The sequence below is a fragment of the Aeromicrobium duanguangcaii genome, assembly GCF_024508295.1.
Taxonomy (GTDB): Bacteria; Actinomycetota; Actinomycetes; order Propionibacteriales; family Nocardioidaceae; genus Aeromicrobium; species Aeromicrobium duanguangcaii.
In genome coordinates this window covers 1,131,318-1,145,442 of the sequence record NZ_CP101990.1, presented here as the reverse complement: position 1 = coordinate 1,145,442, position 14,125 = coordinate 1,131,318, and the positions used below count along the sequence as shown (strand labels likewise).

15 protein-coding genes are annotated in these 14,125 nt (G+C 70.8%); 3 read left to right on the top strand and 12 right to left on the bottom strand.

Annotated elements, in window-relative coordinates; genetic code table 11:
- The 9 genes from ctaD to NP095_RS05775 form a co-directional block, all read right to left on the bottom strand.
- The gene (gene ctaD / locus NP095_RS05815) at positions 1-1,755 is read right to left on the bottom strand and encodes an aa3-type cytochrome oxidase subunit I (RefSeq protein WP_255668711.1); all 1,755 of its coding nucleotides are present in this window, start codon (positions 1,753-1,755) and stop codon (positions 1-3) included.
- Positions 1,755-2,603, bottom strand: coding sequence for an aa3-type cytochrome oxidase subunit II (ctaC, locus tag NP095_RS05810; RefSeq protein WP_232416911.1), 849 nt, complete (start codon positions 2,601-2,603; stop codon positions 1,755-1,757). The genes ctaD and ctaC overlap by 1 nt, the downstream gene beginning before the upstream one ends.
- Positions 2,604-2,694: 91 nt before the next feature.
- Positions 2,695-3,699, bottom strand: a complete 1,005-nt coding sequence (locus tag NP095_RS05805; RefSeq protein ID WP_232416912.1) for a carbohydrate kinase family protein — start codon at positions 3,697-3,699, stop codon at positions 2,695-2,697.
- An 80-nt stretch (positions 3,700-3,779) separates the two neighbouring features.
- Positions 3,780-4,145, bottom strand: coding sequence for a HesB/IscA family protein (locus NP095_RS05800; RefSeq protein ID WP_181756744.1), 366 nt, complete (start codon positions 4,143-4,145; stop codon positions 3,780-3,782).
- 121 nt (positions 4,146-4,266) lie between these two features.
- Entirely contained in the window at positions 4,267-5,376 is a 1,110-nt protein-coding gene (locus NP095_RS05795) for a glycerate kinase family protein (RefSeq protein WP_232416913.1), read from the bottom strand.
- A 1-nt stretch (position 5,377) separates the two neighbouring features.
- Positions 5,378-6,643, bottom strand: coding sequence for an aminotransferase class I/II-fold pyridoxal phosphate-dependent enzyme (locus NP095_RS05790; RefSeq protein ID WP_256766124.1), 1,266 nt, complete (start codon positions 6,641-6,643; stop codon positions 5,378-5,380).
- 51 nt (positions 6,644-6,694) lie between these two features.
- A complete protein-coding gene (gene pspAB, locus NP095_RS05785; protein ID WP_232416914.1) occupies positions 6,695-7,264 on the bottom strand; it encodes a PspA-associated protein PspAB in 570 nt (189 codons plus the stop codon).
- A gap of 1 nt (position 7,265) precedes the next feature.
- Positions 7,266-8,153: a zinc metalloprotease HtpX gene (htpX, locus tag NP095_RS05780; RefSeq protein ID WP_232416915.1), complete on the bottom strand. Its 888-nt coding sequence runs from the start codon at positions 8,151-8,153 to the stop codon at positions 7,266-7,268.
- Positions 8,128-8,853 (bottom strand): PspA/IM30 family protein, encoded by a 726-nt coding sequence (locus tag NP095_RS05775; RefSeq protein ID WP_232416916.1) that lies wholly within the window; start codon positions 8,851-8,853, stop codon positions 8,128-8,130. Before NP095_RS05775 ends, htpX begins: the two co-directional genes overlap by 26 nt.
- A gap of 56 nt (positions 8,854-8,909) precedes the next feature.
- On the opposite strand from NP095_RS05775, the gene NP095_RS05770 reads away from it, so the two are divergent.
- On the top strand, positions 8,910-9,458 hold the full coding sequence (locus tag NP095_RS05770) for a DUF3043 domain-containing protein (protein ID WP_232416917.1): 549 nt from the start codon (positions 8,910-8,912) through the stop codon (positions 9,456-9,458).
- Between the two features lie 18 nt (positions 9,459-9,476).
- Here the strand turns inward: NP095_RS05770 and NP095_RS05765 are convergent, their stop codons facing one another.
- Together NP095_RS05765 and gcvT are read right to left on the bottom strand one after the other, a co-directional pair.
- Positions 9,477-9,671 carry a hypothetical protein gene (locus NP095_RS05765; RefSeq protein ID WP_232416918.1) on the bottom strand — a complete coding sequence of 65 codons (195 nt, stop codon included), beginning with the start codon at positions 9,669-9,671 and terminating at the stop codon, positions 9,477-9,479.
- A gap of 1 nt (position 9,672) precedes the next feature.
- Positions 9,673-10,773, bottom strand: a complete 1,101-nt coding sequence (gene gcvT, locus NP095_RS05760; RefSeq protein WP_232416919.1) for a glycine cleavage system aminomethyltransferase GcvT — start codon at positions 10,771-10,773, stop codon at positions 9,673-9,675.
- Positions 10,774-10,806: 33 nt separating this feature from the next.
- Here gcvT and NP095_RS05755 point away from each other — a divergent pair, with 33 nt between their 5' ends.
- Together NP095_RS05755 and NP095_RS05750 are read left to right on the top strand one after the other, a co-directional pair.
- Complete coding sequence (locus NP095_RS05755; protein WP_232416920.1) at positions 10,807-12,222, top strand: leucyl aminopeptidase; 1,416 nt, start codon at positions 10,807-10,809, stop codon at positions 12,220-12,222.
- Positions 12,223-12,227: 5 nt separating this feature from the next.
- Positions 12,228-13,538 (top strand): serine hydrolase domain-containing protein, encoded by a 1,311-nt coding sequence (locus tag NP095_RS05750; RefSeq protein ID WP_232416921.1) that lies wholly within the window; start codon positions 12,228-12,230, stop codon positions 13,536-13,538.
- Positions 13,539-13,553: 15 nt separating this feature from the next.
- Here NP095_RS05750 and NP095_RS05745 read toward each other — a convergent pair whose 3' ends face one another.
- Positions 13,554-14,102, bottom strand: coding sequence for a hypothetical protein (locus NP095_RS05745; RefSeq protein WP_249377850.1), 549 nt, complete (start codon positions 14,100-14,102; stop codon positions 13,554-13,556).
- Positions 14,103-14,125: the final 23 nt, after the last annotated feature.

Here is a 14,125-nt window from a genome sequence, read left to right as displayed (position 1 = left end):
TCACTCACCAGCCTTGGGGTTGTTGCCGCCGAGCGCCTCGGAGCGACCCTCCACGTCGGGAGTGTCCGCCAGGGCGTCGTTGGCGTCGGGGTTCTGGGCCATCTCCAGCTCCACCACGTCCGGGTGGTGCAGGTCGAAGGCCGGGCTCTCCGAGCGGATCCGCGGCAGCGACACGAAGTTGTGACGCGGCGGCGGGCTCGACGTGGCCCACTCCAGCGAGCGGCCCCAGCCCCACGGGTCGTCCTGACGCACCAGGGGCGCGTTGCGGGACTTCCACACGTTGTAGATGAACGGCAGCGTGGAGGCACCGAGCAGGAAGGCACCGATCGTCGAGATCTCGTTGAGTCGCGTGAAGCCGTCACCGGGCAGGTAGTCGGCGTAGCGACGCGGGAAGCCCTCGACACCCAGCCAGTGCTGGACCAGGAAGGTCAGGTGGAAGCCGACGAACAGCAGCCAGAAGTGGATCTTGGCCAGCTTCTCGTCGAGCATCCGGCCCGTCATCTTGGGCCACCAGTAGTAGTAGCCCGCGAACATCGCGAACACGACCGTGCCGAACACCACGTAGTGGAAGTGCGCCACCACGAAGTACGTGTCGGACAGGTGGAAGTCCAGCGCCGGCGAGGCCAGCACGATGCCGGTCAGACCACCGAACAGGAAGGTCGTCAGGAAGCCCAGCGAGAACAGCAGCGGCGAGTCGAACGACACGGACCCGCCCCACATCGTGCCGATCCAGTTGAAGAACTTCACACCGGTTGGCACGCCGATCAACAACGTCATGAAGGAGAAGAACGCGAGGTTGACCGCCCCCGTCACGAACATGTGGTGCGCCCACACCGCGGCCGAGAGGACCGCGATCGCCAGCGTCGCGCCGACCAGGCCGACGTAGCCGAAGACCGGCTTGCGGCTGAAGACCGGCAGGACTTCGGTGATGATGCCGAAGAACGGCAGGGCGATGATGTAGACCTCTGGGTGTCCGAAGAACCAGAACAGGTGCTGGTACATGATCGGTCCACCGGTCGATGGGTCGAACACGTGAGCACCGAGCATGCGGTCCGCGCCCAGCGCGAGCAGAGCCGCGGCGAACACCGGGAACACGACGATGATCAGGATGCTGGTGACCAGCGTGTTCCACACGAAGATCGGCATCCGGAACATGGTCATGCCCGGAGCGCGCATGCAGAAGATCGTGGTGATGAAGTTGACGGCACCCAGGATCGTGCCCAGGCCCGACATGTACAGACCCATGACCCACAGGTCGCCACCGACGCCGGGGCTGTTGATCGAGTCCGACAGCGGCAGGTACGCGAACCAGCCGAAGCTGGCGGCGCCGCCGGGCACGATGAAGCCCGAGACCGCGATCAGCGAGCCGAACAGGTACAGCCAGTAGCTGAACATGTTCAGACGCGGGAACGCCACGTCGGGAGCGCCGATCTGCAGCGGCATGATCATGTTGCCGAACGCGAAGAACAGCGGCGTCGCGAACATGAGCAGCATGATCGTGCCGTGCATCGTGAACAGCTGGTTGTACGTCTCGTCACCGACGAGCTGTCCACCCGGGCGGGCGAGCTCGGCGCGGATGATGAGCGCCAGGATGCCGCCGAAGATGAAGAAGAAGAACGTCGTCACGGCGTACATCTGACCGATGACCTTGTGGTCGGTGGTCGTCAGCAGCGTGAAGGCCTTCGTTCCGAGCGAGCGCTCCTTCTTCGCGGGAGTGCTCCGTGCCTCGGGGGCATCGAAGGTTGCGGTCGCCATCAGTCCTCCGGTTCGCTCTCGCCGCTGGCCTGCAGGCCGGCGACGGTTTCAGCTGTGGTCGAGCCCCTCGGGGTGCCGATCTGGCCGGCAGCCTCGAGGTCGGCCAGGTGGGCCTGGTACTCCTCGGCGGAGACGACCTTGACCTTGAACAGCATGCGGGTGTGGTAGACGCCGCACAGCTCCGCGCAGCGACCCGTGAAGGTGCCCTCGCGGTCCGGCGTCATCGTGAACGAGTTGTTGCCTTCCTTGCCCGGGATGTTGCCCGGGACCACGTCCATCTTGAAGTAGAACTCCGGGACCCAGAACGAGTGGATGACGTCCGGCGAGATGAGCTCGAACTTCACGGACTCGTTGACGGGGAGCCACAGCTCCGGGAGCTCGGCCGGGTTGCCCTGGTCGTAGACCGGCTCACCGCCGGGAGCGCCCTCGAGGTAGTTGAAGGTCCACTGCCACTTGCTGCCGACGACCTCGATCGTGTGATCGGGGTTCTTGACCTCGCGCAGCTGCTCGTTCTGCGACTCCACGGTGTGGAAGAAGAACACGGCGACGACGATGACCGGGGCGATCGTGTAGAGCGCCTCCAGCGGCAGGTTGTAGCGAACCTGGACGGGAGCCGGATCGTCGCTGTTCTTGCGACGGTAACGGATCGGCGCGTACAGGATCATGCCGAAGACCAGCACGAACACGACGAGGACGGCGATCCAGGTGCCGAGCCACAGGTTCCACATGTAGATGGACCGGTCGGAACCGGCCACAGGGAGCGCGAGCCGGCTGACGTCCGACTTGTCCCAGGGGGAGCAGCCGCCGAGCATGACAGCGGCCAGGGCGGTCAGAGCCGCCAATTTCATCCGACCCACGGAGCGCCTTTCTCAGAAGATTTTGACCCACACAGGGTTTTGGCCAACAGTAACGCAGGCGACGGGCCGCCCAGCGAGGAGGTCAAGCTGACTCGACAGGCGCTTCGTGCGCGATCGAGAGCGCCGCGGCGATCTCCTCGCGGGCCTGATCGCCGTACGTCGAGGCGACGCGATCGAGGAACGACGCGCGTTCCAGCACGTACTCCTGGGTGCCGATCGTCTCGACCACGCTGGCCGCGATGGTGCAGCCGACCTGGGCCGCGCGCTCGAGCGGGAGGCCCGCCGCGACGCCGGCCATGAAGCCCGCGCGGAAGCTGTCGCCGACACCGGTGGGGTCGACCGCGGTGACGCCGTCGATGGCCCGGACCTGGTGGGTCGTGCCGTCGGCCTCGTGGACGATGCAGCCGTCCTTGCCGTGCGTGACGACGCGGACGCCGACCCGCTCGGCGATGTCGGCATCGCTCCAGCCGGTCTTCTGGGCGATCAGGGCCGCCTCGTAGTCGTTGCTGAACAGGTACGCGGCGCCGTCGATGAGGTCGCGGATGAGCTCACCGCCGGCCCACGCGAGCTGCTGGGACGGGTCGGCGGCGAAGGGGATCCCCAGCTCTCGGGCGGTGCGCGTGTGCCGCAGCATGCCGTCCGGGTCGTCGGGGCCGATCAGGAGCAGGTCGATGGGGTTCTCGGCGTGCAGGGCGGCGACGTCGATCTCGCGCGCCTTGGCCATCGCTCCGGGGTAGAACGTCACGATCTGGGCGTGTGCCTCGTCGGTCGTGATGGTGCACAGCGCGGTGTGCAGCGTGGGATGGACCAGGACGCTCTCACAGTCCACGCCAGCGCCTTGCAGCCACTCGCGGTACCCGAGGTCGAAGTCGCGGCCCACAGCGGCCACGAGGGTCGGCTGGAGCCCCAGGCTGCCCAGTCCGAAGGTGATGTTGGCGGCACACCCCCCTCGACGTACGTCCAGGTCCTCGACGAGGAACGACACCGACAGCTTGTCCAGCTGATCGGGGACGAGGGAGTCGGAGAACTTACCGGCGAAGGTCTGCAGATGGTCGGTGGCTACCGACCCGGCGATGGCGAGGTGCACGGCCGCCACCATATGCGATCGGGGCGCACCCCCGGAAACCCCGGTGGTGCGCCCCGATCGATGTCGGTGGCCTACGCGACTCAGTGGAAGGAGTCGCCGCAGGCGCAGGAGCCGGTCGCCATCGGGTTGTCGATGGTGAAGCCCTGCTTCTCGATCGTGTCGACGAAATCGATCGTCGCGCCGTGCAGGTACGGCAGGCTCATGCGGTCGACGACGACGTTGACGCCGTCGAACTCGCGGATCTCATCACCGTCGAGCGTGCGCTCGTCGAAGAAGAGCTGGTAGCGCAGGCCGGAGCAGCCGCCGGGCTGCACGGCGATGCGCAGCGCGAGGTCGTCGCGTCCCTCCTGCTCCAGCAGGCTCTTGACCTTGCCGGCAGCACCATCGCTCAGGGTGATGCCGTCGGCGGGGGTGGTTTCGGTGCTGGTCTGGTCCGTGGCGGTCATCGAGGCTCCTCGGTCTACGGATGGATCGTGCTGCTGACGTCGTCAACACCGCGCGATCCGTTTCGATTCCCCATCCTACGCGGGTCGCGAAGGCCGGAGCCAGCGCAGCAGGCCGAAGGGGTCAGGCCGACCACGAGCGCGCGACCCGCGCGGCGAGGTCGCTCAGGTGCCGGGCGGGCTCGGCCAGCGCGGCCTCCTCCCCCACGCGGTCGACCAGGCTGTAGGCCGACTCGACCCCGAGGGCACGCATCTCGCGGCTGCCGACGTCGATGCGACCGGCCAGCACGACGCAGGGCACCGCGTGGCGCATGGCGACCGTGGCGACGCCGTGGACGACCTTGCCCGCGCGGGAGGAGTAGTCGAAGGCCCCCTCCCCCGACAGCACCAGGTCGGCTCCCTCGAGGAGCTCGTCCAGGCCGGACGCCTCGGCGACCAGCGCGATGCCGGACGTGACCTCGGCGCCCAGGACCATGAGGGCGAAGCCGATCCCGCCCGCGGCGCCCGCGCCCTTGAGGTCGGCGACGCGTCGCTCGGCGGGGGTCGTGCCGCACACCGCCTGCACGAACTGGTCGAGCCGGTGGTCGACGGTGAGGATCTGCTCGTCGGTGAGCCCCTTCTGCGGGCCGAACGTGCGCGCGGCGCCGAACATCCCCAGCAGGGTCGTCTCGACGTCGGCCGCCACGACCAGCTCGACGCCGGCGAGCCGGTCGCGGACGGCACCTAGGTCGACGTGGCTGACGCCGTCGAGACCGGCCGGCCCGGCGTCGAGCGGAACGTCCGCCGTGGCACCGAGGGCCGCCAGCAGACCCGCGCCTCCGTCGGTCGTGGCGCTGCCGCCCAGACCGACCACGATCCGTCGCGCTCCCCCGTCGACCGCGGCCGCGATGGCTCGGCCGACCCCGACGGTGGTCGCGTCCATCGGACGCTCCCCCGTCACGAGGTGCAGTCCGCACGCCTGCGCGGACTCGAGGTACGCGGTCTCACCCTGCAGCAGCAGTCCGACGGGCGTCGGCTCGCCGAGCGGGCCGGGCACCGTGACGACCTCGATCCGCGAGGAGTCGCCGAAGGCGCTGTGGAGCGCGTCGGCGAACCCCGGGCCGCCGTCGGCCATGGGGGCCTCGACGAGGTCGTCCCCGGGCGCGCTGCGTCGCCACCCCCGGGCGATCGCCCGGGCTGCCTCGGGAGCGGTCAGCGTGCCCGCGAACTTGTCGGGCGCGACGACGATGCGCACGTCAGGCGGCGAGAGCCTTCTCGGCGGCGGCGAGCAGGACGCAGGTCGTCAGTCCCTCCATCGCCTGCGTGAGCTCGTCCAGCGGCGGGAAGGACGGGGCGATGCGGATGTTGCGGTCGCGCGGGTCCTTGCCGTACGGGAACGAGGCGCCCGCCGGCGTCAGCGAGATGCCGGCCTCCTTGGCCAGCTGCACGACGCGCGAGGCGGTGCCGTCGACGACGTCCAGACTGACGAAGTACCCGCCGCGCGGCTCGGTCCAGGTCGCGACCCCGTGCGGGCCCAGCCGCTCGGACAGCAGGCGCAGCACCGTGTCGAACTTCGGCCGCAGGATCTCGCGGTGGCGGGCCATCAGGTCGAGCACGCCCTGCGGGCTGCCGAGGAACCGGGCGTGGCGCAGCTGGTTGACCTTGTCCGGCCCGATCGTGCGGAACGCGGTGTGCGACAGGTACCAGGCGATGTTCGCCGGCGAGCCCGCGAGGAAGCTGACGCCGGAGCCGGCCAGCGTGATCTTCGACGTCGACGCGAACACCAGGGCGCGCTCGGGGTGCCCCGCGGAGGCGCACAGGCCGAGGATGTCGACGGGCTTCGCGTGCTCGTCGGTGAGGTCGTGGACCGCGTACGCGTTGTCCCACATGATGCGGAAGTCCGGAGCCGCCGTCTGCAGCGCGGCCAGCTCGGCGGCCACCTCCTGGCTGACGACCGCGCCGGTGGGGTTGGCGTAGGTCGGGACGAGCCAGATGCCCTTGACCGCCGGGTCGGTGACGTGCTCGCGCACGGCCGCCATGTCGGGACCGTCGTCGAGCATCGCGACCGGGATCATCTCGATGCCGAGGTGCACGCAGATCGCGAAGTGACGGTCGTAGCCCGGCGACGGGCACAGGAACTTGATCGGACCGTCGCGCCACGGCGTCGGGGACTCGGGCGTGCCGTGCAGCAGCGCGAACACGATCGAGTCGTGCATCATCGACAGGCTGGCGTTGTTGCCGGCCACCAGCTGCTCGACCGGCACGCCGAGGAGCTCGGCGAAGATCGAGCGCAGCTCGGTCAGGCCGGTCCCGCCGCCGTAGTTGCGGACGTCGACCCCGTCCGAGAGGTGATCGGTCAGCGGTGCCGTCAACAGGTCCTGCGAGAGGTCGAGCTGGGCCGCCGAGGGCTTGCCGCGGGTGATGTCGAGCTTCAGACCGGCCTGCTGCAGCGCGGTGTACGCCTGCTGCTGCTCGGCCAGGAACGCTTCGAGCTGGTCTCGGGAGAGGGAGTCGAGGGTCACGAGGCCCAAGGTATCGCGCGCAACCCCGGCGGCGGTGTCCGGATCTGGCCGTCAGAGGCCGGGCGCACCCCAGATGGCGAGCCATCGGCCCAGGTCGGGCTCGATGGGCACGTCCTTCTCGATCAGGGCCCGCATCCGCAGCTCAGTGGGGTTGTCGCGGCGGCGCGCGCCCGCCGGATCGGGGACGAACGGGTAGAACGTCCCGCGCTTGAACAGGTACACCAGCGCCAGGCGGTGGCCCTCGTACTCGAACACCACGGTCGAGCACAGCATCGCGGTGTCGAAGCCCTGGTCGGCCATCGTGGAGTTCACGGCGTGCAGGTCGGTGACGAGGTTGGCGACGTCGCTCGACGGCCGGGAGACCTCCAGCCAGGAGAACCCGAACTCGTCGTGGTTCAGCTCGACCGAGGCGGTGGGATCGGTGCGGATCATCTCCTGCGCCGAGGCGATCACCTCGTCGTCCGCGCGCCCCTCGCCGTCGCGGAAGCACACCGCACCCTGCCCGGTGAACGTGAAGCCCTCGGCCTGCAGGGTCAGGGCCGCCTGCGGGACCGAGAACAGGACGTCGAGGTTCGCCTTCGGGGGCTTGCTGCGGCCGAGCAGACCGTCGAGGAAGCCCACGTCAGCGTCGCTCGGACAGGTCGGCGCCGATGCGGGCGAGCTGGTCGAGGCGGGCCTGCAGCGGCGGGTGCGTCGACATGATCTCCTGCACGCTCTGCCCGTTGACGGCGGGAGCGATGAAGAAGGCGTTCATCGACTGCGCCTCGCGCAGGTCGGAGGTGGGGATCCGGGCCATGTCGCCGGAGATCTTCACCAGCGCCGAAGCGAGCTTCGACGGACGGCCGGTCAGGTAGGCGCCCGAGCGGTCGGCGCTGAGCTCGCGGTAGCGCGACAGTGCGCGCGTGAGAACGAAGCTGATCGCCGACACGACGACGCTGACCAAGATGACGACGATCATCGCCGGGCCGCTGTTGCGGTCGCGGCCGCCGCCGAACCACATGCCCCAGCGGGTCAGGAATCCCGCCAGCAGGCCGAGCGAGGACGCCACGGTCATGACCGAGACGTCGCGGTTGGCGACGTGGGCCAGCTCATGGGCCAGCACGCCCTCCAGCTCGTCGGCGTCGAGGCGCTGCATGATGCCGGTCGTGACGCACACGGCCGAGTGGTTCGGCGAGCGACCGGTCGCGAAGGCGTTCGGCATCTCGGTCACCGCCACGGCGACACGCGGCTTCGGCATGTCGGCCAGCGCGACGAGCCGGTCGATCATCGCGTGCAGCTCGGGCGCCTGCTCGGGCTCGACGACGTGGGCGCCCATCGACTTGAGCGCGAGCGAGTCGGAGAAGTACCACTGTCCCCACGACATGCCGAGGACGACGATGAGTCCGAACACCATGTTGGTGCTCGAGATCAGGAACGCGCCGAACGCCACGTAGAGCAGGACCAGTCCCAGCCCGACCCCGCCCATCCGCAGGGTCAGGCCGCGATCACTGCGAAATCTGGTGCGGGCCATGGTCGTCTCCCTCCACGCGGCGCGGCTCGGTGGGGACCGAGTCGAGCGCCTCGTCGAATCGTCGCAGCAGCGCCTCGTCCTGCGACTCCCCCGGTCGCGTCAGGATGCCTTCGTTCATCAGCTCGTCCACCGCGTCGGCGGTGGCCTCGAGCTCGCGGGTGTGCCGCTCGGCGTCGGCCATCACGCGGCCCACCTCGCCGCTGGTCGCGCCGATCCCGGCGGTGGCGCCCTGGATCTCCTGGCGCGCCTGGGCGGCGGAGTACCGGGCGGCGAGCGTGTCCTTGCGGACCCGGAAGTCCTCGATCTGGCGCTCGATCGACGCGGCCGAGCCGTTCAGCCGGTCCTCCTCGGACCGCAGCTGCGCCCGGCGCTCGTCGAGCTCGGTCGCCGCCTTCTCCAGCGTCACCTGTCGTTCGAGCGCGCGACGCGCGTCCGTGTCGTCGCCGCGGTCGACCGCAGCCTTGGCCTCGGCGCCGGCGGTCTCGATCTCGCGGCGCAGCGAGGCCAGCTGGATCTCGACGCGCTTGCGGCTGGTCGAGACGTCGGCGACACCGCGGCGCACCTGGGCCAGCAGCTGCGACTGGGTGCGGTACGCCTCGTCGAGACGCTCGCGCACCTCCTCCTGGCTGGGGCCGTCGTTGCCGTTCTTGCGCGCGCGGAACAGTCCCGTGACACGTCCCCAGATGCCGCCGTCTGCCATGGCACCACCCTAGCCGTGCGCACCAGCACGCGGCCCGGCCTTGTAGGGTCCAAGGCGTGAACGACGCAGCCGATCCGACCCCCCAGCGCAAGAGCGGCCCCACCCGCAGCCGCAAGGAGGCCGAGGCCGCCCGCAAGGCCCAGATGAAGCGCCCCCTGACCCGCAAGGAGCAGGCCGAGCGCGAGCGCCGCCGCCGTGCGGCCGCTCGCGACAAGCAGCGTCAGGCGCTCATGGGCGGCGGCTCGACCGCCGACCTGCCGGCTCGCGACCGCGGCCCGGCCAAGGCCCTCGCCCGCGACGCCGTCGACCGCCGGCGCACCGTCGCCGAGTTCATGCTGCCGATCCTGGTGATCATCCTGGTGCTCAGCTTCTTCCCGTCGCTGGCCTCGGTCGTCTTCAGCCTCTGGACCGTCACGATCTTCGCGACGATCATCGACGAGGTCTGGCTGCTGTTCACGCTCAAGCGCGAGCTGGGCAAGCGCTTCACCAAGCCCGAGCGTCGCGGCGCGGTGCTCTACGCCGTCCTGCGCAGCACCCAGATCCGCCGCATGCGTCTGCCGAAGCCCGCCATCGCGGTCGGGCAGCCGCTGCGCGACCACTACTGAGTCGCCAGGCCGGGGGCCCTACTCGGGCCGCAGCGACATCGGTCCGTAGACCTCGGTCCCGTCCTGCAACAGACGGACCTGCTCGACGCCGTCCTCGAGCAGGTCCTCGAAGCTCGTGCCGATCCACGTCTCGGCCTCGCTGCGCTGGTCGAACGCCTCGGACGTGCCGGTCGCCTCGCCGGCGCTGTTCTCGTACTGCCAGGACCAGGTCATGTCAGCTCTCCTTGGTGGATGCTCGGACGAACGGGGGCTTGGTGACGGTGAAGGACTCCCGGCGACCGCGGACGTCGACCGTGACCGTCGAGCCGTCCTCGACGGAGGGTTCCAGCAGGGCCAGGCCGATGCCCTGACGCAGGGTCGGCGAGAAGGTGCCCGACGTGACCTCACCGAGGGTGCCGCCGTCGGCGTCGTGGACCGCCATCCCCGGGCGCGGGATGCCGCGTCCCTGTGAGAGCAGGCCGCGCAGCGTGCGCACCTTCTTCTCGGCCCGCTGGCGCTCCAGCGCCTCCTTGCCCCAGAACGCGGGCTTGGACCAGCCGACCGCCCAGCCGGTGCGCGCCATCACGGGCGTGACCTCGGCCGACAGCTCGTGACCGTGCAACGGGTAGCCCATCTCGGTGCGCAACGTGTCGCGGGAGGCGAGCCCACAGGCCCGGATGCCCAGGGACTCCCCCGCCGCCATGACGGCGTCCCAGACCGGAACCGCGTCCTCGGCCGGGACGACCAGCTCGTAGCCGCGCTCGCCGGTGTAGCCCGTCCGGCAGACGGTCAGCTCCACGCCCTCGACCGTCCCGGTCGTGAACGACATGTACTCGTGGTCGGCCGGCAGGCCGAGGGCACCGAGCAGCTCGTCGCTCAACGGGCCCTGGATCGCCAGGACGGCGTGGTCGCGGTGCTGGTTCTCGACCTCGACGCCCTCGGGCGCCGCAGCCTGCAGCAGGCGCACGACCTCGGCGTTGTTCGCGGCGTTCGGGATCAGGAAGACCTCGAAGTCACTGCGCAGGTAGGCGATGAGGTCGTCGACCGTCCCGCCGTCCTCGGAGCAGCACAGCGTGTACTGGGCCTTGCCCGGCGCGATGCGACCCAGGTCGTTCGTCAGGCAGGAGTTCACGAACTCCGCCGCGCCGGTGCCGCGCACGAGGGCCTTGCCCAGGTGACTGACGTCGAACAGGCCGACCGCCTCGCGGACGGCCTTGTGCTCGGCGAGCACACCGCCCCCGGCGTACTCGAGGGGCATCGACCACCCACCGAACTCGGAGAACTTGGCGCCGAGCGCCTCGTGCCGCTCGCGCAAGGGCGACTGGAGCAGGTCCATGCGGGCCAAACTACCGCTGACTACAGTGTCAGCATGTCCACGGTCCAGTTGCGCGCCACCCTGCCCACCGTCGACGCCGTCGTCACCTTGTTGCCGACCGGCTCCGAGCTCCCGGACGCAGTCCCGTGGGCCGCCTTCGGATTCACCGGCGAGACGGGCGACGTCGCCGTCGTCCCGAGCGGCGATGCGCAGGTGACCGCCTGGGTCGCCACCGCCGCCGAGCCCACCGCCGAGCAGCAGCGCCGTGCCGTCGCGAAGGGCCTGCGCGCCGTGCCGAAGGCCACCCGGATCGGCATCGACCCCAGCCGTCTGCCCGAGGCCGACCTGGCCGCCATCGCCGAGGCCGCCGTCCTGACGACCTACACGTACCTGGACTACAAGGGCGCCGAGGCGCGCGACAAGACCACGGTCGTCGACACCGTCACGATCCTCAGCCCCGACGCCCGCAAGGCCGCGACCAAGCGCCTCGTCGAGGAGGCCGTCGTGGTCGCCGAGGCCACCTGCGTGGCCCGCGACTGGGTCAACACGCCCCCCGGCGACCTGCGCCCGCCCGCATTCGCCGACGCGATCAAGGCGGCGGCCCCGGCCGGCGTGCGCGTCACGATCTGGGACGAGAAGCGCCTCGCCAAGGAGAACTGCGGCGGCATCCTCGGCGTCGGCGCCGGCTCGGACGCCCCGCCGCGCCTGGTCCGCCTGACCTACAACCCCGAGGGCGCCACCAAGCACCTCGCGCTGGTGGGCAAGGGCATCACCTTCGACTCGGGCGGCCTCTCGCTCAAGCCGGGCGCCTCGATGATGACGATGAAGTGCGACATGGGCGGCGCCGCCGCGATCGTCGCCGCCACCAACGCCATCGCCCGCCTCGGCCTGCCGATCCGCGTGACCGCCTACGCCTGCATCGCCGAGAACCTGCCCAGCGGCACGGCCACCCGCCCCGGTGACGTCCTGCGCATGCGCTCGGGCGCCACCGTCGAGGTCCACAACACCGACGCCGAGGGCCGCTTGGTCCTGGCCGACGGCCTGGCCCTCGCGGTCGAGAGCGAGCCCGACCACGTGATCGACGTCGCGACCCTCACCGGCGCCGCGATGGTCGCTCTCGGCCTGCGCACCACCGCCGTCCTGGGCAACGACGACGACCTTCAGGAGCGCGTGCTGGCCGCCGCCGACCTCGCCGGCGAGCCGATGTGGCGCCTGCCGATCACCGAGGAGATCGGCGCCGCCGTCACGACCTCGGCCATCGCCGACCTGCGTCAGCACAACCCGAAGCCCTACGGCGGCACGCTGTTCGCCGCCGCCTTCCTGCGCGCCTTCGTCGGCGAGGCCTCGTGGGCGCACCTGGACATCGCCGGGCCCGGCTACAACGACGGCGGCGCGTACGACTACACGCCCGGCGGCGGCACCGGCGCCGGCGTGCGCACCCTCGTCCGTCTCGCTCGCGACCTCGGCTGACGGGCGTGGCAGCCTTCGACGACCTCCTGCTCGCCGAGCGGGAGGCCTCGGGCTCTGCGTCCGTGAGCGCCGCGCTCGTGCGCGACGGCGAGGTGCACTGGTCCGGTGCCGTCGGCACGGTCGACGGTCGTGACGGCGCTGCCGCGACGCCCGCGACGCAGTACCGCATCGGCTCCATCACCAAGACGTTCGTCGCCGTCGAGGTCATGCGACTGCGTGACGAAGGCCGCCTCGAGCTCGCCGATCGCATCGACCGGCACCTGCCCGACGTCCCCTTCGGGCAGGTGCCGGTCGCGCAGCTGCTGACGCACACCTCGGGGCTGCAGGCCGAGACGAACGGCGAGTGGTGGGAGCGCACGCCCGGCGGCGACTGGGACGACCTCGTCGGCTCGGGCCTGGACCTGGTCCACACGCCCGGCACCCGGTTCCACTACTCCAACGTCGGCTTCGCCGTCCTGGGTCGCCTCGTCGAGGTGCTGCGCCAGACGTCCTGGTTCGACGCCGTCCGCGCGGGGATCCTCGAGCCGCTGGGCATGCGCGGCGTCACCCTGCAGCCCGGCTCCGATGCCGCGACGGGACTGTCCCACCACCCCGCGGATGACCGGCTCATGGTCGAGCCCCACCACGACGCCGGGGCGATGGCGCCCGCCGGACAGCTGTGGGCCGGCGCCGAGGAGCTGGCCCGCTGGGCCTCCTTCGCCGCCGGCGACACCGGGGAGGTGCTCTCGACCTCGACGTGGACCGAGATGGTCGTCCCGCTCGCCGTCGACGACCGGCCCGGCGTCCCCTGGGCGACCGCGCAGGGACTGGGCTGGCGCATCTGGCCCGGCAACGGAACCGGCCGCCGGGTCGGCCACGGCGGCTCGATGCCCGGATTCCTGGCCACCGCCATCGCCGAGCCCGAGAGCGGCTGGGGCGTCGTCGTCCTGGTGAACGACACCCTGCGCCTGGGCGACCTCGCCACCCGGCTGCTCGACTCCGCCACGATGCTCGACCAGCGGCCCACGGCCACGCCCGCCGTCGAGCCCGCGCCCGACGTCGCCGAGCTCGTGGGCGACTGGTTCTGGGGTCCTGTCCCCTACCGGCTCGAGGCGACGGCCGACGGCTTCCATCTCTCCGACGCCATGGCCAACCGGCGCTCGCGCTTCGTGCGCGACGGTGACGGCTGGCGCGGGCTGGACACCTACTTCGCCGGCGAGCGCCTGGTGGTGCGGCCCGACGGGTCGCTGGACCTCGCGTCGTTCATCCTGTCCCGCGAGCCCTACGACCCGGCGGTCGCGCACCCCGGCGGACTGGACCCCCGCGGCTGGCACTGAGGCCGGCGGCGCCGCTCAGAGACCGAGGGTGCGGGCGGCCTGCTCGACCTTGTCCCAGCGGGTGCGGTCGCCGCCGGTGCGGTCCGGGTGGGCCTTGCCGCGGGCGGCGCGCAGGACCTTCTCGAGATCGGACTTCGACGGATTGCGCGGCAGCGGATCGGTGCCGGCGATCGTCTCGAGCGTCATGATCGCGCCGAACTGCGCCGGGCTGTAGTCACCGCGCTCGACCTCGACACTGGTCTTCTTGGCGCTCGCGCGGGCGTTGTAGTCGCGCATGCGCTGGGGGTAGCCCACGCGGTTCGCGTCGTAGATCGGGATCTTGAGACTGCGGGCCAGGTCCGACGCGGCCTTCACGCTCGGGATGCGGCGGCGGGTCCACTCGCCGTCGGACGCCACGAACACGACCGTCGTCTGGGTGACGGTGGTCTGGGGCTCGACATACGCCTCGACCCCCGAACGGGAGGAGGCGAACTCACGCAGGGCGGCCAGGTCGGCCCGCGTGGCGTCGCGATCGGACACGACTGCACCGGCATCGGTGCGACGGCGACGCTTGAAAAGACCCACGGCGCAATTCTGCCGGACGTCGC

What these genes read in the sequence shown, in the direction of transcription:
- gcvT (WP_232416919.1), bottom strand. Translation starts at nt 10,773, where the DNA reads ATGGACCTGCTCCAGTCGCCCTTGCGCGAGCGGCACGAGGCGCTCGGC.
- ctaD (WP_255668711.1), bottom strand. Translation starts at nt 1,755, where the DNA reads ATGGCGACCGCAACCTTCGATGCCCCCGAGGCACGGAGCACTCCCGCG.
- NP095_RS05775 (WP_232416916.1), bottom strand. Translation starts at nt 8,853, where the DNA reads ATGGCAGACGGCGGCATCTGGGGACGTGTCACGGGACTGTTCCGCGCG.
- NP095_RS05800 (WP_181756744.1), bottom strand. Translation starts at nt 4,145, where the DNA reads ATGACCGCCACGGACCAGACCAGCACCGAAACCACCCCCGCCGACGGC.
- NP095_RS05765 (WP_232416918.1), bottom strand. Translation starts at nt 9,671, where the DNA reads ATGACCTGGTCCTGGCAGTACGAGAACAGCGCCGGCGAGGCGACCGGC.
- ctaC (WP_232416911.1), bottom strand. Translation starts at nt 2,603, where the DNA reads ATGAAATTGGCGGCTCTGACCGCCCTGGCCGCTGTCATGCTCGGCGGC.
- NP095_RS05755 (WP_232416920.1), top strand. Translation starts at nt 10,807, where the DNA reads ATGTCCACGGTCCAGTTGCGCGCCACCCTGCCCACCGTCGACGCCGTC.
- htpX (WP_232416915.1), bottom strand. Translation starts at nt 8,153, where the DNA reads ATGGCCCGCACCAGATTTCGCAGTGATCGCGGCCTGACCCTGCGGATG.